This window comes from Anaerococcus sp. Marseille-Q7828 (assembly GCF_949769285.1).
Lineage (GTDB): Bacteria > Bacillota > Clostridia > Tissierellales > Peptoniphilaceae > Anaerococcus.
In genome coordinates, this window is sequence record NZ_OX458331.1 from 281,578 (window position 1) to 298,654 (window position 17,077).

The following is a 17,077-nucleotide window of genomic DNA, read 5'->3' on the forward strand; positions in this document are numbered from 1 at the left end:
TCATATTTCCAAATTAGGATAAACTTTCATAAATTTATCACTAACTTCTCCTGCTTGATAGTGCAAATATCCTGTCATAGCAATCATTGCAGCATTGTCTGTACAAAGTTCTATATGTGGGTAATAAAATTTAATGTCATTTTCTCTGCATGCTTCTTCTAGTCTTCCTCTAAGTCTAGAGTTTGCAGCCACTCCCCCACTTAAGGCAAGTTTGTCGTATCCACTTTCTTTTATAAGCCTCATTGATTTGTCTACCAAAACATCAACTACTGCATCTTGAAAACTTGCTGCAATATCTGCCTTATTAAAATCTATATTTTTTTGCTCCATTTGGTGGATGTAGTTGATTACAGCTGTCTTTAGGCCAGAAAAAGAAAAATCATAGGAATCCTTTTCTAACATAACCCTTGGGAAATCAACCGACTTTGGATTGCCCTCTTTGGCAAGCTTATCAATTTTTGGTCCACCAGGATAGCCTAAACCCATCTTTCTTGCAACCTTGTCATAGGATTCACCAGCTGCATCATCACGGGTTTTGCCGATAACTTCATAGTCTGTGTAAGATTTGACCTTGACCAGATATGTATGGCCACCACTTACAACCAAGGTTACAAAGGGTGGTTCCAAGTCCTTGTGGGCAAGGTAGTTGGCACAAATATGGCCCTCCATGTGGTTGGCCCCAATCATTGGCTTATTTGCTGCAAGGGATAGGGCCTTTCCAGCAGATATTCCTACTAACAAAGATCCCATAAGTCCAGGTCCTTTGGTGACAGAGACTAAATCAATATCGCTATAGCTAAGTTTAGCATCTGTAAGAGCCTTTTCTATAAGGGGATTTATAGCTTCAAGGTGCTTTCTACTTGCTATTTCTGGCACCACTCCCCCAAATAGAGTGTGGATATCTATTTGAGATGATATTAAATTTACTATAAGATCTCTCTCGTTTTTTAAAATTGCAACACAGCTGTCGTCACAACTTGTTTCAATTCCAATAGTATAAAAATCGCTCATTGTATTTCCTTCATCATATTGTAGGCATCTTCGCCGAGTTTTTGATAATAATTTTTCCTAAGTCCCATGACCTTGAAATCAAACTTTTGGTAAAGCTTTATTGCAGCTTGGTTTTTTGTAGAAACTTCCAGCCAAATTTTTTTGACTGATTCATCCTTTGACCAAGCCACCAAGTGGTCCAAAAGTTTTGAGCCTATGCCAAGATTTTGATATGCTTTGTCAACAGCAATGGTAAAAATTTCAACCTCGTCTAGGACCTGGCTTGCTATGTAAAATCCAAGAATCTTTCCATCTTCTTCGTATACAAAGTGTTCTAAGAATGTGTTTGTTTCAAGGTCTTTGATGAGGTTTTTCTTAGACCATGGTTCAAAAAATGCCTTGTTTTCAATTTCGTAGACTCTGTCGATATCATTAGTTTGCATTTTCCTAATCATAAGCTTATGCCTTGTTCTTTTTTTCGTATTCTCTTTCAGCTTGAGATTTTCTTAGGTAATTTGGCCTTATTTCAAAAAGCTTGTAGTCTTCGTTTATATTTATAAGTCCAAGTCTTATTAGGGACTTGCCTATGCAATTGTTGAAGTTTATTGGAAGCGTTGTGGCATTTTTAAATCTATCACAATATTTGCCACTAATCTCCCCAATTAGTTCTACTTCTTCTCCTAAAGCATCGACAAGTTCTACAAAATTTTCTATCTCGTATAGGTTCTCTTTGATAATCTCCTTGTCATCTTTGTCATAAACTGCAGCATAGACTCTATTTCCCCTAGCATCTAGCATAGGAGCTTTTAAAGACTTGCTTGATGAGTTGTTAGCTAGGGCAAGGAGGGTAGATACAGGGATAAGTTTTTTGCCATTAACTTGGGCTAGGGTTTTGGCAACAGTCATGCCAATCCTAAGGCCTGTAAAAGATCCTGGGCCTTGTGAAATCACAAAGGCGTCTATATCATCTATAGTCATTCCAAGTAGGTCCAATAAACTTTCAATCATAGGCACCAAGGACTCGCTGTGAGTTTTTTGTTGGTTTACGTTAAAATCACCAATGATTTCATTATCACTTGCAATAGTCACAGTAGAAATCATAGTTGAAGTATCAATTGCCAAGATATTCATTTATTTCACGCCCCCTTATAGAATCATTTGTTATGCTAACTTCTCTCTTATCACCATCAAGCTTCTTGATTTCTATATTTATCATCTCATCCGGCAAGAAGTCGCCAGCGTTTTCCGCCCATTCTATGATAGTAATGGCATCTTGTGGATAAAAATAAGTTTCATAATCAATATCCAAAAGCTCATCTGGATCATCCAAACGATACAAATCCAAGTGGTAAATCAAAATATCACCCTCATAGATATTAACAAGGGCAAAGGTTGGAGATGATGAATCGTAGATGGCAAAATTTTCACAAAGAAAACCAGTTAAGGTCGTTTTGCCAGCACCCATATCGCCTATTAAATTTATAAAATCATTTTTCTTAAGAGATGAAGCAAATTTTTTAGCAAAATCTCTCATCTCATCCAAATTATTTATTATCATAAAACCTCTTTATCCATCTATTATACTATTAATGAGTAGATTTATAAACAAAAAAGGCCCCTAGCTTTATGAACTAACCCCTTAAAGTTGCTTAGTCCAACTTCAAGGGGTCATATTACTAGGGATCTAATTTAGTATGATTTGATTATCGGTGATATTCTCTTATATATTAGCTCAGTTACAATGGCTTCCACTGTTCCTTTTATTATATTAAATGGTGCTATAGAAAATACCATAAGTGTGAAATAGTTATTTACTAGGCCATTGCCTCCAACCATGCCAGCAAAAGCTTCAAGGTCCATATGCATTACTTTTCCATAAACTGGGAAAACTACAAAGGCATTAGATAGGGTTGCAAGTGCTGTCATTGCAAGTACACCAAAGGCTAAAGCTATGATAGAAGTTTTTTTAGTCTTCTTGTTTTTATAGATATATGCTGATACCAATACATAAGTTGAGCCAACGATGAAGTTTGATAGTTCTCCAACTCCGCCAGTCATAGTTTTTGATAGGTTAAGTACGTTTTTGATAAGTTGGATCAAAACTCCATACCAAGGACCCATGGCAAAGCCACCTATAAGGGCTGGCACATCAGCTAGGTCAAGTTTCATAAAAGGTGGTGCTATTGGAATTGGCATTTGCACAAACATCAAAACATAGGCAAGTGCTGCCAAAATGCCCACTTTTACTAAACGGTCTAAAGAAAATGATTTGCTAGAACTTCTACTTTGATTCATAAATACCTCCTAATTTGGGGCATAAAAATAACCCCGATTTCTCAGGGTAATATCCAAATTACTAGATTAAGTCTTTAGACTCAAAAAAATAATAAAGTATTATAAAGTATACTTCTCTCATCCAGACTATACTGTCGGTTTTGGAATTGCACCAAATCAACCATAAAGGCTCGCAGACTATAACTGCCGGTTTAGGAATTTCACCTTACCCCGAATCACGCCCATAAACTTATAAGCGCTAATTTATTAAGTTCTTAACATTATTATATCACAAGGAAAATGTTTTGCAAGTTTCATTTAACAAAGCCTTATGGCTCGCACTTATCTAACACCCACCTGTAACCTTTTCGATTAACAGTTTCTATAGGATTGAGATTTGCCTTATCAAATTCGAGCCTTATCTTTCTGATATGTTCTCTAACAGATCTTTCTGTCGTTTTAAGGCCCTTTTCTTCCATAAGATTTACTATTTCTTCTTTGGATAAGGTCCTACCCATATTTGAAATTAGACATGCACAGATAGCTATTTCAAACTTAGTCAAATCAAGGATATCATTGCCAATCCTAAATATACCATTGTCTTCTTCCATAGTACAAAATCCTAGATTGATAATGCTCGTGTCATTAATTTCTTGGACTTTTCTAAAGACACTATCGATAAATTCTTCCCTAGTATTTGAATGGATAACAAATTCTTTATCGTCAATTTTCTGCTCATAGGGATTGTTGCTACGTCTATCAGTTAGGTATATTACTGGTATATTGGTGGTTTGTTTTATATAGTGAATAACTTGTAAACATTTGTTGTGGCTCATATCAACCAAGATAAGATCGTAGTCCGTTAGGTCCCTGTCGACCAAATCTTCTAATTTATCAAACTTATCAACAAGTACTTGATTCTTGTCGTAATGAGAATTCAAAATTTGTGATACACCGTTTTCATATTCAACAGATGCTATTTTCATACATACTCCTTTTTCTTATATAATATTATAGGTTTTTAAGGAGATTTTGTAAAGATATCTTTATATAAATTTATTGTGCTAGCCAATATCATTTAAATATCCTTGTATATCCCTACACAAAAAAAGACCTGCCTAAGCAAGTCTAATAATTTTTATAGATAATATTTATTTATCATTTTTAGGTCATCATCTAGTTCGTATACTAGTGGTTGGCCTGTTGGGATTTCTAGGTCCATGATGTCTTCATCTGAGATTGACTCGATATGCTTTGCCAAGGCTCTTAGAGAGTTTCCGTGAGCTGCTACTAGGATTGTTTCATCTTTTAGTAGTTGTGGAGCTATGTGGTCAAAGAAATATGGTAGAGCTCTATCTAGTGTTACTTTTAGGTTTTCAGCTGTTGGAATTACATCTTTTGGAAGATTTTTGAACTGTCTCATATTTAATTGTTTTTCTTGGTCTTCTTCAGATAGTTCTGGTGGTAGTGTATCGTAAGATCTTCTCCAAATGTGAACTTGTTCATCACCGTATTTTTCAGCTGTTTCTGCTTTGTTTAGTCCTTGAAGGGCACCATAGTGACGTTCGTTTAGTCTCCATGATTTTTCTACTGGCACAAATAATTGTTCACTGTATTCTAGGACATAGTTACAAGTTTTGATGGCTCTTTTAAGTATAGATGTGTGAGCGTGGTCAAATACTATGCCTGCTTCTTTGATTTTTTTACCAGCTTCTATAGCTTCTTTTGTTCCTTGTTCTGATAGATCAACGTCTACCCAACCTGTAAATTTGTTTGCAAGGTTCCATTCACTTTGGCCATGTCTTACCATTACTAATTTTTTTGTCATCATCTTCTCCTTAGTTTTTCCTTATCTTCAAGTTCTTTTTGCTTAGCTTTTCTACCATCATCAAGTCCCTTGTCTACTTCATCAAGCCATCCTAGGGCCTTGCCAGTTCCATTTATGACGCATTTGGCCGTATCTTCTGCTATTATGACATCAACTTGGAACTTTTCGCTTAGCCTATCCTTAAGTCCAAGAGTATAGGCTCCTCCTCCAGTTAGTATTATGTGTTTTTCGTAAATATCACTTGCTAACTCAGGAGGTGTTAGCTCTAGTACACTTTTTACCCCATCTACGATCAAATCCACAGAAGCCTTTAGGGCTGCATGAATTTCGCCAAGAGTTATAATAATTTTGTTTGGTAGTCCATCGTTAATTTGTCTGCCAGATACTTCTATAGTTTGATTATCTTCAAGGCTATTTGCCTTTATCTTAATCTCTTCTGCCTTGTTATCTCCAATTAATAGGCCATATCTTTTTCTGATGAAATCTTTTATGGCATCATCAAAGGTGATTCCTGCTACTGGTATAGACTTACTTACTATGATTTCTCCAGCAGATATTACTGCTATGTCAGTAGTTCCTCCACCAATATCTATTACCAAGTCTCCACTGGCTTCTGTTATGTCGACTCCAGCCCCAATGGCTGCAGCAAGTGGTTCTTCTATGAGGTATGTCCTGTGAGCTCCGGAATTTTCGCTTGCTTGAAGGACTGCTCTTCTTTCCACTTGGGTTGACCTTGATGGCACGCAGATTAGGACATCTGGTTTTATGAGGGCCTTGCTAATGGTCTTATCTAGAAAATATTTTAGCATTTTCTCAGTTGATGGAAAGTCTGCTATGACCCCATCTTTCATAGGCTTTATTGCTTTTATATTGCCAGGAGTTCTGCCTACTAATTTTTTAGCTTCTTCTCCTACTGCAAGTATCTCATCTGTTAGTACATCAATGGCAATAACTGACGGTTCTTCTAGGACTATGCCCTTGTTGTTCAGATAAACCAATACTTCTGAGCTACCCAGGTCTATAGCCACACTTCTTCTAAATCTTGCCATTATCTCTCCTAGTAATTTTTAAGTTTTTCTACTTTATCCAATTTTTCCCATGTGAAATCTTCATTATCTCTGCCAAAGTGACCATAAGATGATGTTTGTTTGTAAATTGGTCTTTGTAGGTCTAGGTAATCAATTATAGCTTGCGGTCTAAAGTCAAAGTTTTCTTTTACTATTTCAAGTAGTTTTTCATCATCGTATTTGCCTGTGCCAAAGCTATCTACATATATTGATAGTGGGTGAGCAACACCTATAGCATAGGAAATGCCTATTTCAAGCTTATCTGCAAGACCTGCTGCGACCATATTTTTTGCAGCATATCTAGCCATATAGGCAGCTGATCTGTCTACCTTTGTTGGGTCTTTTCCAGAGAATGCTCCACCACCAGATTTAGAATATCCACCATATGCATCTACGATAATCTTTCTACCTGTAAGACCACTGTCTCCTTTTGGTCCACCTATGACAAATTTTCCTGTTGGATTTACATAAATTTTGGTATTTTCATCGATTAAACTCTCATCAATTACTTTTTTGATGACTTCATTTATGATATCTTCACGGATTTTTTCAAGGCTAACATCTTCTGTATGTTGGGCTGATATTACAATGTTATCAATTCTTACCAACTTGTCATCATCATATTCTACAGTTACTTGGCTCTTGCCATCTGGTCTTAGGTAAGCTAGAGTCCCATCTTTTCTAACTTCTGCTAGTCTATGGGCAAGCTTATGAGCGTAGTCTATAGAAACTGGCAAATATGATTCAGTTTCATTGTCTGCATAGCCAAAGATAATTCCTTGGTCTCCTGCTCCAATTTTGTCGTATTTTTCACTTGTAGAATTAAATTCTTGTGCTTGGTTTACACCTTGGGCTATGTCGGCTGATTGTTCTATCAATGATGTTAGTACAGCAACATTTGAATAATCAAAACCAATTTTTGGATCGTCATAGCCAATTTCTTTTATAGTATCTCTTGCTATTTGCTCAATAGGAGCATAAGCTTTAGTTGAAATTTCTCCTACAACTAAAACTAAACCGGTTGAAGTTACTGTTTCTACAGCAACTCTTGAATTTTTATCTTGTTTTAAACATTCATCTAAGATTGCATCAGAAATCCTATCGCAGACCTTGTCTGGATGGCCTTCTGTGACTGATTCGCTTGTTATTAATTTTCTCATTATTTCTCCTCCAAGATTACTACTGCCCTGGCCTCTATTCCTAAACCTTCACCAGTAAATCCTAGTCCTTCACTTGTGGAGGCTTTGATAGACACATTTTCTATGTCAGTTTTTAGGTGAGTAGCTATTACTTTTCTAATTTCTTCTCTTTTGGGACTGATTTTTGGTAATTCACATATTACTATAGTATCTATATTACCGATTTTATAACCTTTATCATCCATTAATTTGACTACATTATCTAGTAAAATCAAAGACGATATATACTTATATTTAGGATCAGTATCTGGGAACAATTTACCAATGTCAGTTTCTGCCAAAGCGCCCAAGATTGCATCCATTATAGCATGTGTCAGAACATCCGCATCAGAGTGTCCCAAAAGTCCCAATTCATGGTCAAATTCCACTCCACCAAGGATTAATTTTCTATCCTCGACTAGTCTGTGGACGTCATATCCTATTCCTATTCTCATTATATCCTCATATCCTTTTTTCTGCTAAATAGGCTTCTGCAAATAGTATATCTTCTCTTGTTGTGATTTTGATGTTGGAATATTCCCCGCTTACAATTTTTACAGGAATATCTCTGTGAAAGAATTCAAATAGCTGACTATCATCCGTAATCTTAAATTCACTTTTCACATATTTTTCATACATAGAAAATAGAATCTTTTTGTCAAAAGCTTGGGGAGTTTGAATGTTATAAACATAGTCTCTATTTGGCGTAAAATCAACAACCATATCCTCATCTACTATTTTTATAGTATCCTTTGTCTTTGTTGCACTTATTACAGCCTTGTAGGATTTCAAATCTTCAAGAACCCTATAAAAAAGTTCTCTACTTGCAAAAGGCCTTACCCCATCATGGGTTAAGACCAGTTCACATTTGCTATTTAAGGCTTTAAGCCCTTCAAAGGTTGAAAGCTCCCTTGTATTAGAGCCATAAACATACTTTATTTCTCTATCATAGCCTTTTATAATTTTCTTTATTTCATCCTCATCATCTTTTCTTATGACAAGAATTATTTCATCAAAAATATCTATTTTTGTAAGTGTATCAAGGGTTAATTCAATGATTTTTTTGCCTCTTATATTCAAAAAAGGTTTGTTAATCTGGCTATTCATTCGCCTGCCAGAACCTGCAGCTGTTATGACAGCTGAGATAAACTTATTATCTAACATTTAATCCTCTTCGCTTCTAACAAAAATCATACGACCTGCAGATGTCTGCAAAACACTTGTTACAGTTGCTCGAATTGTTTGATCAAGGTACTTATCCCCATCTTCAACTACGACCATAGTACCATCTTCTAGGTAACCAACACCTTGGTTTCTACCCTTGCCAAGTTTGATTACTTCTATTTCCATAGATTCTCCTGGAATCACTATTGGTTTTAGGGCATTTGATAGGTTATTTATGTTTAACACTGGGATTCCTTGAACATCAGCCACCTTATTTAAGTTGTAGTCATTTGTAAAAACTTTGCCGTTCATATCAAGAGCTAGTTTTAACAACTTGCTATCCACTTCTTTTATATCTGGATAGTCAGTATCGACAATGACGAGGTTAGTTTTGTTGTTGTTTTTGATATTATTCACTATATCTAGACCCCTGCGTCCGCGCTCTCTTTTTAAATCGTCAGGACTGTCGGCTATATGTTGTAGTTCTTCTAGGACAAACTCTGATATTATTAGATCTCCCTCTATAAAGTCCGTTTCCAATATATCAACTATTCTTCCATCTATTATTACTGATGTATCTAGAATCTTGGGGCTTGCAAGATTTTTATTCTTATCATGCCTTAAAGAAGACTTGCTTTCCTTATTATCTCTTATGCCTTTGAAAAGATTATAAAAATCGTCAGAATTTTTTGTAGAAACTCTCCATCCCAAGTAACCTAAACCGATATATAATAAAATAGATAATAGCACAAAAATTGAATTGCCTCCATATGGTAATTGTAGGCTGGTTAGAGGTCTTGATATTAGAGTTGCAACAAAAATTCCTATTATTGCTCCTATAGTTCCAACTATCAACTTGCTTGCCGGTATTTCGCTAATTTGCCCTTCGATATGGGAAAAGTTTTCTATAAACTTACCTGCAAGCGACTTTGAAATTAAATAAAAAATTATTCCACCTATTAGACCCGCTAGGAAATTTGCGATAATAAAGATAATGCCGCTTGTTTCCATCCACAAACTTGCGGCATTTACTACATTTAGTATCACAATACCAAGCACGGCTCCAATTAGTGTCATAACTAATTGAAATATTCGCTTCATCCATGCTCCTTATGAAATTTTTTATAGACCGATTGATTCATCGATCATTTCTTCTGCTTTTTCTTTTTCTAGAGAACCTGCCATTACTAGTTCGCTGGCCATTATTCTTCTTGCTCTGTTTAGTAACTTCTTTTCTGTAGTAGATAGGCCTTTTTCCTTATCCAAAATCGCAAGGTTTCTAACCATTTCTGCAATTTTATAGATATCACCAGTCTTTATAACTTCTTGATTTTCTCTATATCTGACATTCCAATTGTCAGGCATAGGTGTTGGGTCATCATCCAAAATCCTAAGAACTTCATCACCAGATTCCTTGTCAATAACATCTCTGACATTCATTTTGTCTATATTTGAAATCGGAATTGAAATATCCATGGAACCAATTGGCATTTTTAGGATAAAGTATTCCTTTTCTTCTCCCAAAAACTCTTTCTTCTCAATAGAATCTATTACCCCAGCACCGTGGTTAGGGTATACGATTTTATCGCCTATTTTAAACATTTTTACCTCCTAGGTTCTCATTTATATTATATCAAATCCTGAGAAACTAGTAAAACATAAATGTTATATGCTATAAAATACAAATATTCTATTGATTATCTCTAATGCCTGTTCTCATCCTAACTTTTTCTTTCAATGCATCTATTTTGGCAAAAGTACTTGTGCCACCATATTCACCATCTAGGGACCAAGAAACTTTTTGGTCTGTCTTAACTTCAAAATGTGAACCTTGGCGGAAGATTAACATATCGTTTTCTTCTCTATTGGTAAGACCTGATACGATTTTATTTACGTCTGCCAAGGATTGAGGACGGCGAACCATTGTCAGCTCAAAAATCCCATCAGATAAGGATACGTTATCGCCAGTTATCCCTTCAAATCCACCCACAGACACAGAGTTTGTCACCATAAAGTGGATGAAATCACCCTTTATATTTTCATCGTCTACCAACACATCCATTTTATAACTTGTAATGTTAGATAGAGGTAAAGCCTTCTTTAAACCTTCAATGATATAGGCGCTTCTGCCAAAAATATTCTTAGCATCTTGGTCAGTATCGAAAGAAACGTCTGATATTGAACCAAAGGCAGCAACATAGACAAAAAACTTGTCATCGATTTGGCCAATATCGATTCTTTTTTGATAGCCACGACTGGCTAGTTTTACAGCTCTTTCTACATCTGTTGGGATTTTTAAGGACTTTGAAAAGTCATTTGTAGATCCAGTAGGAATATAGGAAATAAGCGGGTCAATTTTTGCCTTTGACACCGCTGCTATAGCTTCATCAAGAGTTCCATCTCCACCAGCCACAATGATTTCTTCAAAATTTTCTCCATATTTGCCAATTATCTTACTAGCATCTCTTGGAGCTTGGGTTGCATATATACTTGTTAGATATTCTTTTTCACTTAGATAGTCTATAATCCAAGGCAAGTGTTCATTTATAATCCTCTGACCACTGTTTGGATTGTAGATAAATAGGGCAGTTTTCATAAGCCCTCCTTATATAGTTTATTTAAGTAAAATATACACTTTATTGGTATTTTGTAAATAAAAAAAGAGGTGTATAAAACACCCCAAATTTATGCTACTGAAAGTTTTTTGTCGTGTATATAGTAAGTGCCAGCAGCTAAGAGCAAAGTTACTATTAAATTATACGCTATAGGTGCTATAGTTATTTGGTAGCCCCTGTTATAGACTTTCGCATTTACAATATTGGACAAATTGTCATCTATATAGAGGGAATTTTCGTAAACCATAGCTGAATTTGCTTGAATTGCTACAAATATATAGCCAATGATAAGAGATACTGCCATAAATACCAAGACTACTTTTAGCTTAGATTGCCTTCCAAATATTCTAGAAGATCCTGCTGTTATAGCAAATAGTACCTGCATAATATTTGTAACTAGCATTATGACCATGTATAAAGCTATTAATGCAATGTTTGCTCCTCCTATTTCAGATAGAGCACGCTCAAAAACCTCGAAAGCATCCGACAGATAAATAGTTGAACCACTAGCTAGATTTACAAAAGTCAAAAAGTAAACAAAAGCAAACAGACTTGCTATTAGGGTCATAAGTATATAGTTAATAAATCTTGCGCCTAATATAGAGCCTGTCTCTATCGGTATGGCTGAATAAAATGATGCATACTTGCCATAAAACCTCTCATAGTCATTAATAGCTACAGATACTAGCGCCACAAACGGACCTATTACAACAAATGCCATAGTAAGGCCCATGCCAATCATTACCAAGGGGTTTTCACCGAATGCTTTCAAAAGGCTAGCAAAAACTATTGCAAGGACAAGGGGCAAGATCAGCCATAAAATAGTAGACTTGATATCTTCCTTAAAAATTCTTCCTAATAATTTTCCCATTATAAGACCTCCGTAAAGTATTCTTCCACACCCATGTTGTGGTTAATTCTAATGTCATCTACTGTTTCATTTAAAACTAGCTTTCCATTATCTAAAAATAAAGCCCTGTCCAAAACTTTCTCAACCTCACTTACTAGGTGGGTTGATATAATCATAAGTCCCTCATAGTCAAAGTTGTTGATAATTGTATTTAGTACAATTTTTCTAGACTTTGGATCTATGCCGCTCATAGGTTCATCAAGGATATAGATTTTTGCTTTTCTGGACAAAGTAAGGGCAATCTGAATCTTTTCTTTCATCCCCTTAGAACATTCCTTAATCTTTAATTCCTTTGAAATTTCGAAACTGTTTAAAAGCTTATAAAATCTATTAAGATCAAAGTCCTCATAAAAAATACTATAAACACTGCAAACTTCTTCTATTTTTAAATTCTCATCCAAAGGTAAGTGGTCTGGCTGATAGGCAACCATGTCATTTGTAATGCTTCCAGGCCTATTACCACAAATACTTACAACTCCTTGGTAATTTCTCTCAAGACCCGCTAATATTCTAATAAGAGTAGTTTTTCCTGAACCATTTTCTCCCAAAAGTCCAACAATCTGACCTTGATCTAGGCTTAAGTTTACATTATCAAGAACTGCCCTTCCACTATAAACCATTGTCAAATCCTTAATATCAATCATAATTTTTCTCCCAATAATTCCTTAAATCATCTATCGCTTCTTCTTTTCCTAGATTTAAATTCTTTGCACCTTCAATAAATTCATCGGCTATTTTTTTAAAGGAGTCATCCTCCAGGTCTGAAATCAAAGATGCATTATCAGTAACAAACCTACCAGCTGTCCTCCTAGTTTCTGTAAGCCCTTCTCTTTCAAGCTCAGATAGAGCCTTTTGAACAGTGTTTGGATTTACCTCATAAAAACTTGCAAGACTCCTCACCGAATCAATCTTCTCACCAGCTGGCCACTGGCCTGTGGAAATCTTTAACTTAAATTCTTCCAGAAGTTGCAAATAAATTGGCCTTTGATTATCAAATTCCATAGCTACCTCCAACTTGTATTATTGTATTACTATCTTAGTACAATAATATTATATCATGGATTTGAAAATATGCAATAGAAAATCGAAGATATTTTAAAATATCTTGGACTAAAATCATGTAATTTTTAAATGTGTGCTTATCTTGTGGGTTTTCGTTATTTAAGGTTAAACCTTCGACCTAAGGGGGTAGGGTCGAGGGGTAACGGAGACCCCTACGTCCCTTCCCCCTTACACCCCCAAACCCTTTTTACCCCTACCGCCACTGCGTGGGGCAATGATTAGTAGAAGTTTGCTTCGCAAATTCTTTTGTTTTGACTGATTACCTAATATTAACTGCACCACTAAGCCTACAAGTACAACAAACATAGGATTAGCGGTGGAAAAATTGATTTGTTTTCAAAATGCAGAATTTCGTTAGAAAATCGCACTGTTTGAGCGTAGCGAGTTTGCGATTTTAGAAATTCAAGATTTAGAAAACACCAATTTTTGTAGTTTATAAAGTAATTTCACCCTATCAAATCGTAAGAATTTGCATAGCAAATTCTTACTAATTCGCTCCACGCAGTGGCAGAGGGGTGAAATGGGTCGGGGGTCCGGGGAAGGGCAAAAGGGGCCTCTGCCGCCCATACCGCCCTGCTCCCCGGTGTCGAAGTATAAACCCAAAATTATTGATTAATATAAGGCATTATTACTTTAGAATAAAAAATAATAATTTTTCTAAATGAAATTTTTATAGGAAAAGACCACCATTTTTACTTGGTGGTCTTTTCCTATATTTTTGCTATTCTTTGGTCATCATAAAGTTTGTTTAAGCTCTTATAACTTATTACATAAACTATAAGTAGTATAGCCATATCTGCTAATAATACTGAATAGTTTAATGCAATGTTATAGAATATAAAGTTATTAAATCCTGCTTCTTTAGCTGCTGTCATGCTGTAGAAGAAGATTTGTCCGCTTATTACGTTAAATACTCCACTTGCTAGAAATGCAATTATTATTGATGGTATATAGCTTGTTAGCTTTCTCTCATCTCCAAATTTGATTCCAGCTAGACCTATCATTGATGCTGATAGAATATAATCTAGTATGGCTTGGGCTGGGTGGATTACATATCCACCTATTAACATATTTAAAAGTCCAAATAATACTCCTTCAACCATACCGGCTTTGACTCCCCATCTAATGGCAAATATTACTAGTGGCAATTTACGTGCTAGTGTTACTGATCCGCCATATGGCATTCTAAAAAGGACAATTTTGTCTAATAAGAATGCTAGGGCAAGCATTATCCCACCTTCAACAACCATTCTGGTTGACCAATTTGTGTTTTTTTGCATAAAAAAACCTCCTTATAATTCCTACTAAAGGCTAGCCAATAAGCTAACAATTAAACCAGAATTACAAAGAGTTTACTTCACTTTCCAACGCAAGCATTATCTTGATCTGGTTTAAGGGTAAAATCTCAGCCATTTGGCACCCCTAGTGTGTAATTATTATAATAGACTTTTAAGCATTTGTAAAATCTAAGTAAAATAATTCTATATTTCTTTTAAAAGTTCAACTTCAACATATCCCTCATTTCCATCGTAATCTACCCAAACAAAACCATCTTCAGCTTCCCTTAAAACTTCTACAATAGAAGATTTATCTAGTTTGTCATACTTAGACCATTTTTCTGGAAATTCGTACATATATGTGTCTTCTTCAACTTCATAAAGGCCATTTATTTGAAGCTGATCATTTTCCTTAGTCTGTTTTTTATTTTCTCTTATCTCTATATCTTTTGCCTGGTAGGACTCAGATGACTTTGAACAAGAGGATAATATTATGATAGCGCATATTAAAAAAAACTTTTTAATAATAAATCACCCCTAAAAGTTCGATACCAAGTCTTTTGTATTCATCTACTTGGCCTAAAAGTTCATTTTTGTGGGATTTTTTGTCTACAAGTAGGATTTTGTAGTCCTCAAATTTTGCCAAATCGATACTTATAGGATCATTTGCTGATTTTTCTTCAAATATTACATTTCTATAATCTTTTAATTTTTCTGCCATCTCGCTTTCAAAGTCGGCAAAATTTTCTCTAGGACTTCTTGCATCTATGACTTTTGCATCAAGAATATTTGCAAGATCATTTGCTATATCTAATTGATTTTTTGATACCTTCAAAGGAGTAATGCCTATGATATTTTCAAGGGATATATTGTCGATTTTTCTTTTTACCTTTGCTAGTTCTCCAGACTTTTCTCTTGATAAATCTGCCAAAACTTCAATATCAAGCTCCCTTATGTCATTTGCATCGTTTATCCTATCTGATAGGATTTCTTTGATTATTGTAATGACAAGGCCTATGAGTCCACCAACTATAAAGGCAATAATGGTGAATATCAAAGCACGAGTATTAGAAGCTTTCTTTACAAGAACATTTTGCAAATACTCTATATTTTCCATATTCAAATAGTCTTTGGCAAATTTTCTAAATTCCTCTGTGATTAGATTTAGGCTATCCTTTGCTCTTGCTTCATTTGAATCCTTGTAGGTAAAGGCAATGACCCCACCTTGTGGATTTACAGTGTATTCCAAATTGTTTTCAATTTCCGAAGCTTTCATATCTGGAGAAATTTCAGAAGCCACTTTTTCGTATAGATCATTTGATTCTAAGAACTGGCCATAGATATTGGATAGCTTCTCATTTAAGATCAGCTTGTTGTAGGTAATTGGTTCGTCCGTATTGCTAGTTACAATAAGAACTGAATTTGCCTCATAGTAACCACCTTTTACTACTGTAAAGAAAAAGCTAAGGCCTGCAAGGACTATAGCAGGAATAAGTAATAGCAAGATATTTCTTTTTACTGCCTCTATAATTTGTTTGCTAGTTAATTTTTGCATATTATCTCCTATTTTAATGAATATATTGCATTTAAATTCGTAAAGAAAAAGTCATAGGCCGGAGCCTTTGCCATCAAAAAGATAGCATAGGGTATCAAAAATACCAAGACTGCAAGTATTATTAAAAACCTGCCAAGTCTATCTATAACTTTTATATGATCTAGGACAAGGGGAATGTATATTATCTGTAAAACTGTAAAAAACGTTGAAAATCTAAAGGCTATAGCAGTCGATGACCTAAAGATCAAAAGCACCAAGAGGCTAAACCACATGGCCTTGATAGATGTTTCTTCTATGGTGTTTTTGCCAAAAGACTTTTTATCAAAATACATAAGTGTTGTCACAAAAAGAGCCAGAGCAAATATAATCCTAGGATCATATAGGCTCATGGACTGGGCAAATTTACCAGTAAATGTATAGTTATTAATTTTTGTAGCCATCCTAGCAAGTCCAATGCTTGATAGAAGAGTTGCTAGAAGTCTAAAAACTAAGGTTGAAAATACACTTACCAGCATAGCAAATATTGCACTTACTATCTTAAAAGGTCTCCCCATTTCAAAGGCCATAAAAAACAAGAATGGCAAAAGTATAATTGCCGCCCTGTGAAAGGAAAATGAAAATAGGAAAAACAAAAGACTTTTTATGTACTTTCTTTCAGCAAAAAAGTTAATACTTAAAAGCCCTAGTCCTACAGCCGATGCTGTTCTTGCTGTTTGCATATCAAATTGGATGAAAATCGGCAAGAAAATAATGGCCGACAAAAATGGATCTTTGGATTTTTTTATGGATAGGTAGGCTACAGGGAAAATGGATAGAGCATTCATTATAGCTATCACCCACTGGCGTGAAAGGCCTAGGATATTGATAATATAGGAAAAAAACCTAAAGCCAAATTCCACTGCATACGAAAAGTTAAAGACCTTGGAAAGGTCAGTTCCTATGTCTTTTACAAACCATAAGTAATTGTAGTAATCTGCATCCCCAGATCCTCTTATGGCCGCAAAAACAAACATAATAAAGAACATAAGCCCTGCAAAGATTCTTTTTTTCTTTTCATCTTTAAACTTTATTAAGCTGTTAATTATAAATAAGCAAAACTCACTTATTGTAAATAAAGCAAATCCCATAATAATCCTCATAAATTCTTAAGCTTATTA

21 protein-coding genes and 2 riboswitches are annotated in these 17,077 nt (G+C 35.1%); all 21 genes read right to left on the reverse strand.

Annotation, left to right across the window (positions count from 1 at the left end; all coding sequences use genetic code 11):
- Positions 1–1,011: a tRNA (adenosine(37)-N6)-threonylcarbamoyltransferase complex transferase subunit TsaD gene (gene tsaD, locus QNH69_RS01400; RefSeq protein ID WP_282928839.1), complete on the reverse strand. Its 1,011-nt coding sequence runs from the start codon at positions 1,009–1,011 to the stop codon at positions 1–3.
- Entirely contained in the window at positions 1,008–1,445 is a 438-nt protein-coding gene (gene rimI / locus QNH69_RS01405) for a ribosomal protein S18-alanine N-acetyltransferase (RefSeq protein WP_282928840.1), read from the reverse strand. The genes tsaD and rimI overlap by 4 nt, the downstream gene beginning before the upstream one ends.
- 4 nt (positions 1,446–1,449) lie before the next feature.
- A complete protein-coding gene (gene tsaB, locus QNH69_RS01410) occupies positions 1,450–2,121 on the reverse strand; it encodes a tRNA (adenosine(37)-N6)-threonylcarbamoyltransferase complex dimerization subunit type 1 TsaB (protein WP_282928841.1) in 672 nt (223 codons plus the stop codon).
- Positions 2,102–2,548, reverse strand: a complete 447-nt coding sequence (gene tsaE / locus QNH69_RS01415; RefSeq protein ID WP_282928842.1) for a tRNA (adenosine(37)-N6)-threonylcarbamoyltransferase complex ATPase subunit type 1 TsaE — start codon at positions 2,546–2,548, stop codon at positions 2,102–2,104. Before tsaE ends, tsaB begins: the two co-directional genes overlap by 20 nt.
- A gap of 131 nt (positions 2,549–2,679) precedes the next feature.
- The gene (locus QNH69_RS01420) at positions 2,680–3,285 is read right to left on the reverse strand and encodes an ECF transporter S component (RefSeq protein WP_282928843.1); all 606 of its coding nucleotides are present in this window, start codon (positions 3,283–3,285) and stop codon (positions 2,680–2,682) included.
- Between the two features lie 105 nt (positions 3,286–3,390).
- Positions 3,391–3,507: riboswitch (FMN riboswitch) on the reverse strand.
- 86 nt (positions 3,508–3,593) lie between these two features.
- Entirely contained in the window at positions 3,594–4,250 is a 657-nt protein-coding gene (locus QNH69_RS01425; RefSeq protein WP_282928844.1) for a winged helix-turn-helix domain-containing protein, read from the reverse strand.
- 152 nt (positions 4,251–4,402) lie between these two features.
- On the reverse strand, positions 4,403–5,092 hold the full coding sequence (gene gpmA / locus QNH69_RS01430; RefSeq protein ID WP_044565896.1) for a 2,3-diphosphoglycerate-dependent phosphoglycerate mutase: 690 nt from the start codon (positions 5,090–5,092) through the stop codon (positions 4,403–4,405).
- A complete protein-coding gene (locus QNH69_RS01435) occupies positions 5,092–6,141 on the reverse strand; it encodes a rod shape-determining protein (RefSeq protein WP_282928845.1) in 1,050 nt (349 codons plus the stop codon). Before QNH69_RS01435 ends, gpmA begins: the two co-directional genes overlap by 1 nt.
- Before the next feature lie 8 nt (positions 6,142–6,149).
- Complete coding sequence (gene metK / locus QNH69_RS01440) at positions 6,150–7,319, reverse strand: methionine adenosyltransferase (protein ID WP_282928846.1); 1,170 nt, start codon at positions 7,317–7,319, stop codon at positions 6,150–6,152.
- Entirely contained in the window at positions 7,319–7,792 is a 474-nt protein-coding gene (gene ispF, locus QNH69_RS01445; protein ID WP_282928847.1) for a 2-C-methyl-D-erythritol 2,4-cyclodiphosphate synthase, read from the reverse strand. The genes metK and ispF overlap by 1 nt, the downstream gene beginning before the upstream one ends.
- Before the next feature lie 7 nt (positions 7,793–7,799).
- On the reverse strand, positions 7,800–8,501 hold the full coding sequence (ispD, locus tag QNH69_RS01450) for a 2-C-methyl-D-erythritol 4-phosphate cytidylyltransferase (RefSeq protein ID WP_282928848.1): 702 nt from the start codon (positions 8,499–8,501) through the stop codon (positions 7,800–7,802).
- Entirely contained in the window at positions 8,502–9,602 is a 1,101-nt protein-coding gene (locus tag QNH69_RS01455) for a PIN domain-containing protein (RefSeq protein WP_282928849.1), read from the reverse strand.
- Positions 9,603–9,623: 21 nt separating this feature from the next.
- Positions 9,624–10,103: a CarD family transcriptional regulator gene (locus QNH69_RS01460; protein ID WP_282928850.1), complete on the reverse strand. Its 480-nt coding sequence runs from the start codon at positions 10,101–10,103 to the stop codon at positions 9,624–9,626.
- Positions 10,104–10,191: 88 nt separating this feature from the next.
- Positions 10,192–11,097, reverse strand: coding sequence for a YegS/Rv2252/BmrU family lipid kinase (locus tag QNH69_RS01465; protein ID WP_282928851.1), 906 nt, complete (start codon positions 11,095–11,097; stop codon positions 10,192–10,194).
- A gap of 89 nt (positions 11,098–11,186) precedes the next feature.
- Positions 11,187–11,987 carry a hypothetical protein gene (locus QNH69_RS01470; RefSeq protein ID WP_282928852.1) on the reverse strand — a complete coding sequence of 267 codons (801 nt, stop codon included), beginning with the start codon at positions 11,985–11,987 and terminating at the stop codon, positions 11,187–11,189.
- The gene (locus QNH69_RS01475) at positions 11,987–12,670 is read right to left on the reverse strand and encodes an ABC transporter ATP-binding protein (RefSeq protein ID WP_282928853.1); all 684 of its coding nucleotides are present in this window, start codon (positions 12,668–12,670) and stop codon (positions 11,987–11,989) included. The genes QNH69_RS01470 and QNH69_RS01475 overlap by 1 nt, the downstream gene beginning before the upstream one ends.
- Positions 12,663–13,028, reverse strand: a complete 366-nt coding sequence (locus QNH69_RS01480) for a GntR family transcriptional regulator (RefSeq protein ID WP_044565887.1) — start codon at positions 13,026–13,028, stop codon at positions 12,663–12,665. Before QNH69_RS01480 ends, QNH69_RS01475 begins: the two co-directional genes overlap by 8 nt.
- A 770-nt stretch (positions 13,029–13,798) precedes the next feature.
- Positions 13,799–14,368 (reverse strand): energy-coupled thiamine transporter ThiT, encoded by a 570-nt coding sequence (locus QNH69_RS01485; RefSeq protein ID WP_282928854.1) that lies wholly within the window; start codon positions 14,366–14,368, stop codon positions 13,799–13,801.
- A gap of 65 nt (positions 14,369–14,433) precedes the next feature.
- Positions 14,434–14,522: riboswitch (TPP riboswitch) on the reverse strand.
- Positions 14,523–14,569: 47 nt separating this feature from the next.
- Entirely contained in the window at positions 14,570–14,722 is a 153-nt protein-coding gene (locus QNH69_RS01490) for a hypothetical protein (protein WP_282928855.1), read from the reverse strand.
- Between the two features lie 163 nt (positions 14,723–14,885).
- Positions 14,886–15,920: a hypothetical protein gene (locus tag QNH69_RS01495; protein WP_282928856.1), complete on the reverse strand. Its 1,035-nt coding sequence runs from the start codon at positions 15,918–15,920 to the stop codon at positions 14,886–14,888.
- 8 nt (positions 15,921–15,928) lie between these two features.
- On the reverse strand, positions 15,929–17,047 hold the full coding sequence (locus QNH69_RS01500) for an EpsG family protein (RefSeq protein WP_282928857.1): 1,119 nt from the start codon (positions 17,045–17,047) through the stop codon (positions 15,929–15,931).
- Positions 17,048–17,077: the final 30 nt, after the last annotated feature.

Coding starts and splice junctions, on each gene's coding strand:
- QNH69_RS01465 (WP_282928851.1), bottom strand. CDS start 11,097: ATGAAAACTGCCCTATTTATCTACAATCCAAACAGTGGTCAGAGGATT.
- QNH69_RS01420 (WP_282928843.1), bottom strand. CDS start 3,285: ATGAATCAAAGTAGAAGTTCTAGCAAATCATTTTCTTTAGACCGTTTA.
- QNH69_RS01490 (WP_282928855.1), bottom strand. CDS start 14,722: ATGTACGAATTTCCAGAAAAATGGTCTAAGTATGACAAACTAGATAAA.
- QNH69_RS01455 (WP_282928849.1), bottom strand. CDS start 9,602: ATGAAGCGAATATTTCAATTAGTTATGACACTAATTGGAGCCGTGCTT.
- QNH69_RS01425 (WP_282928844.1), bottom strand. CDS start 4,250: ATGAAAATAGCATCTGTTGAATATGAAAACGGTGTATCACAAATTTTG.
- gpmA (WP_044565896.1), bottom strand. CDS start 5,092: ATGACAAAAAAATTAGTAATGGTAAGACATGGCCAAAGTGAATGGAAC.
- QNH69_RS01475 (WP_282928853.1), bottom strand. CDS start 12,670: ATGATTGATATTAAGGATTTGACAATGGTTTATAGTGGAAGGGCAGTT.
- tsaD (WP_282928839.1), bottom strand. CDS start 1,011: ATGAGCGATTTTTATACTATTGGAATTGAAACAAGTTGTGACGACAGC.
- ispF (WP_282928847.1), bottom strand. CDS start 7,792: ATGAGAATAGGAATAGGATATGACGTCCACAGACTAGTCGAGGATAGA.
- metK (WP_282928846.1), bottom strand. CDS start 7,319: ATGAGAAAATTAATAACAAGCGAATCAGTCACAGAAGGCCATCCAGAC.
- QNH69_RS01500 (WP_282928857.1), bottom strand. CDS start 17,047: ATGGGATTTGCTTTATTTACAATAAGTGAGTTTTGCTTATTTATAATT.
- QNH69_RS01480 (WP_044565887.1), bottom strand. CDS start 13,028: ATGGAATTTGATAATCAAAGGCCAATTTATTTGCAACTTCTGGAAGAA.
- tsaB (WP_282928841.1), bottom strand. CDS start 2,121: ATGAATATCTTGGCAATTGATACTTCAACTATGATTTCTACTGTGACT.
- QNH69_RS01435 (WP_282928845.1), bottom strand. CDS start 6,141: ATGGCAAGATTTAGAAGAAGTGTGGCTATAGACCTGGGTAGCTCAGAA.
- QNH69_RS01460 (WP_282928850.1), bottom strand. CDS start 10,103: ATGTTTAAAATAGGCGATAAAATCGTATACCCTAACCACGGTGCTGGG.
- QNH69_RS01485 (WP_282928854.1), bottom strand. CDS start 14,368: ATGCAAAAAAACACAAATTGGTCAACCAGAATGGTTGTTGAAGGTGGG.
- QNH69_RS01470 (WP_282928852.1), bottom strand. CDS start 11,987: ATGGGAAAATTATTAGGAAGAATTTTTAAGGAAGATATCAAGTCTACT.
- QNH69_RS01495 (WP_282928856.1), bottom strand. CDS start 15,920: ATGCAAAAATTAACTAGCAAACAAATTATAGAGGCAGTAAAAAGAAAT.
- tsaE (WP_282928842.1), bottom strand. CDS start 2,548: ATGATAATAAATAATTTGGATGAGATGAGAGATTTTGCTAAAAAATTT.
- ispD (WP_282928848.1), bottom strand. CDS start 8,501: ATGTTAGATAATAAGTTTATCTCAGCTGTCATAACAGCTGCAGGTTCT.
- rimI (WP_282928840.1), bottom strand. CDS start 1,445: ATGATTAGGAAAATGCAAACTAATGATATCGACAGAGTCTACGAAATT.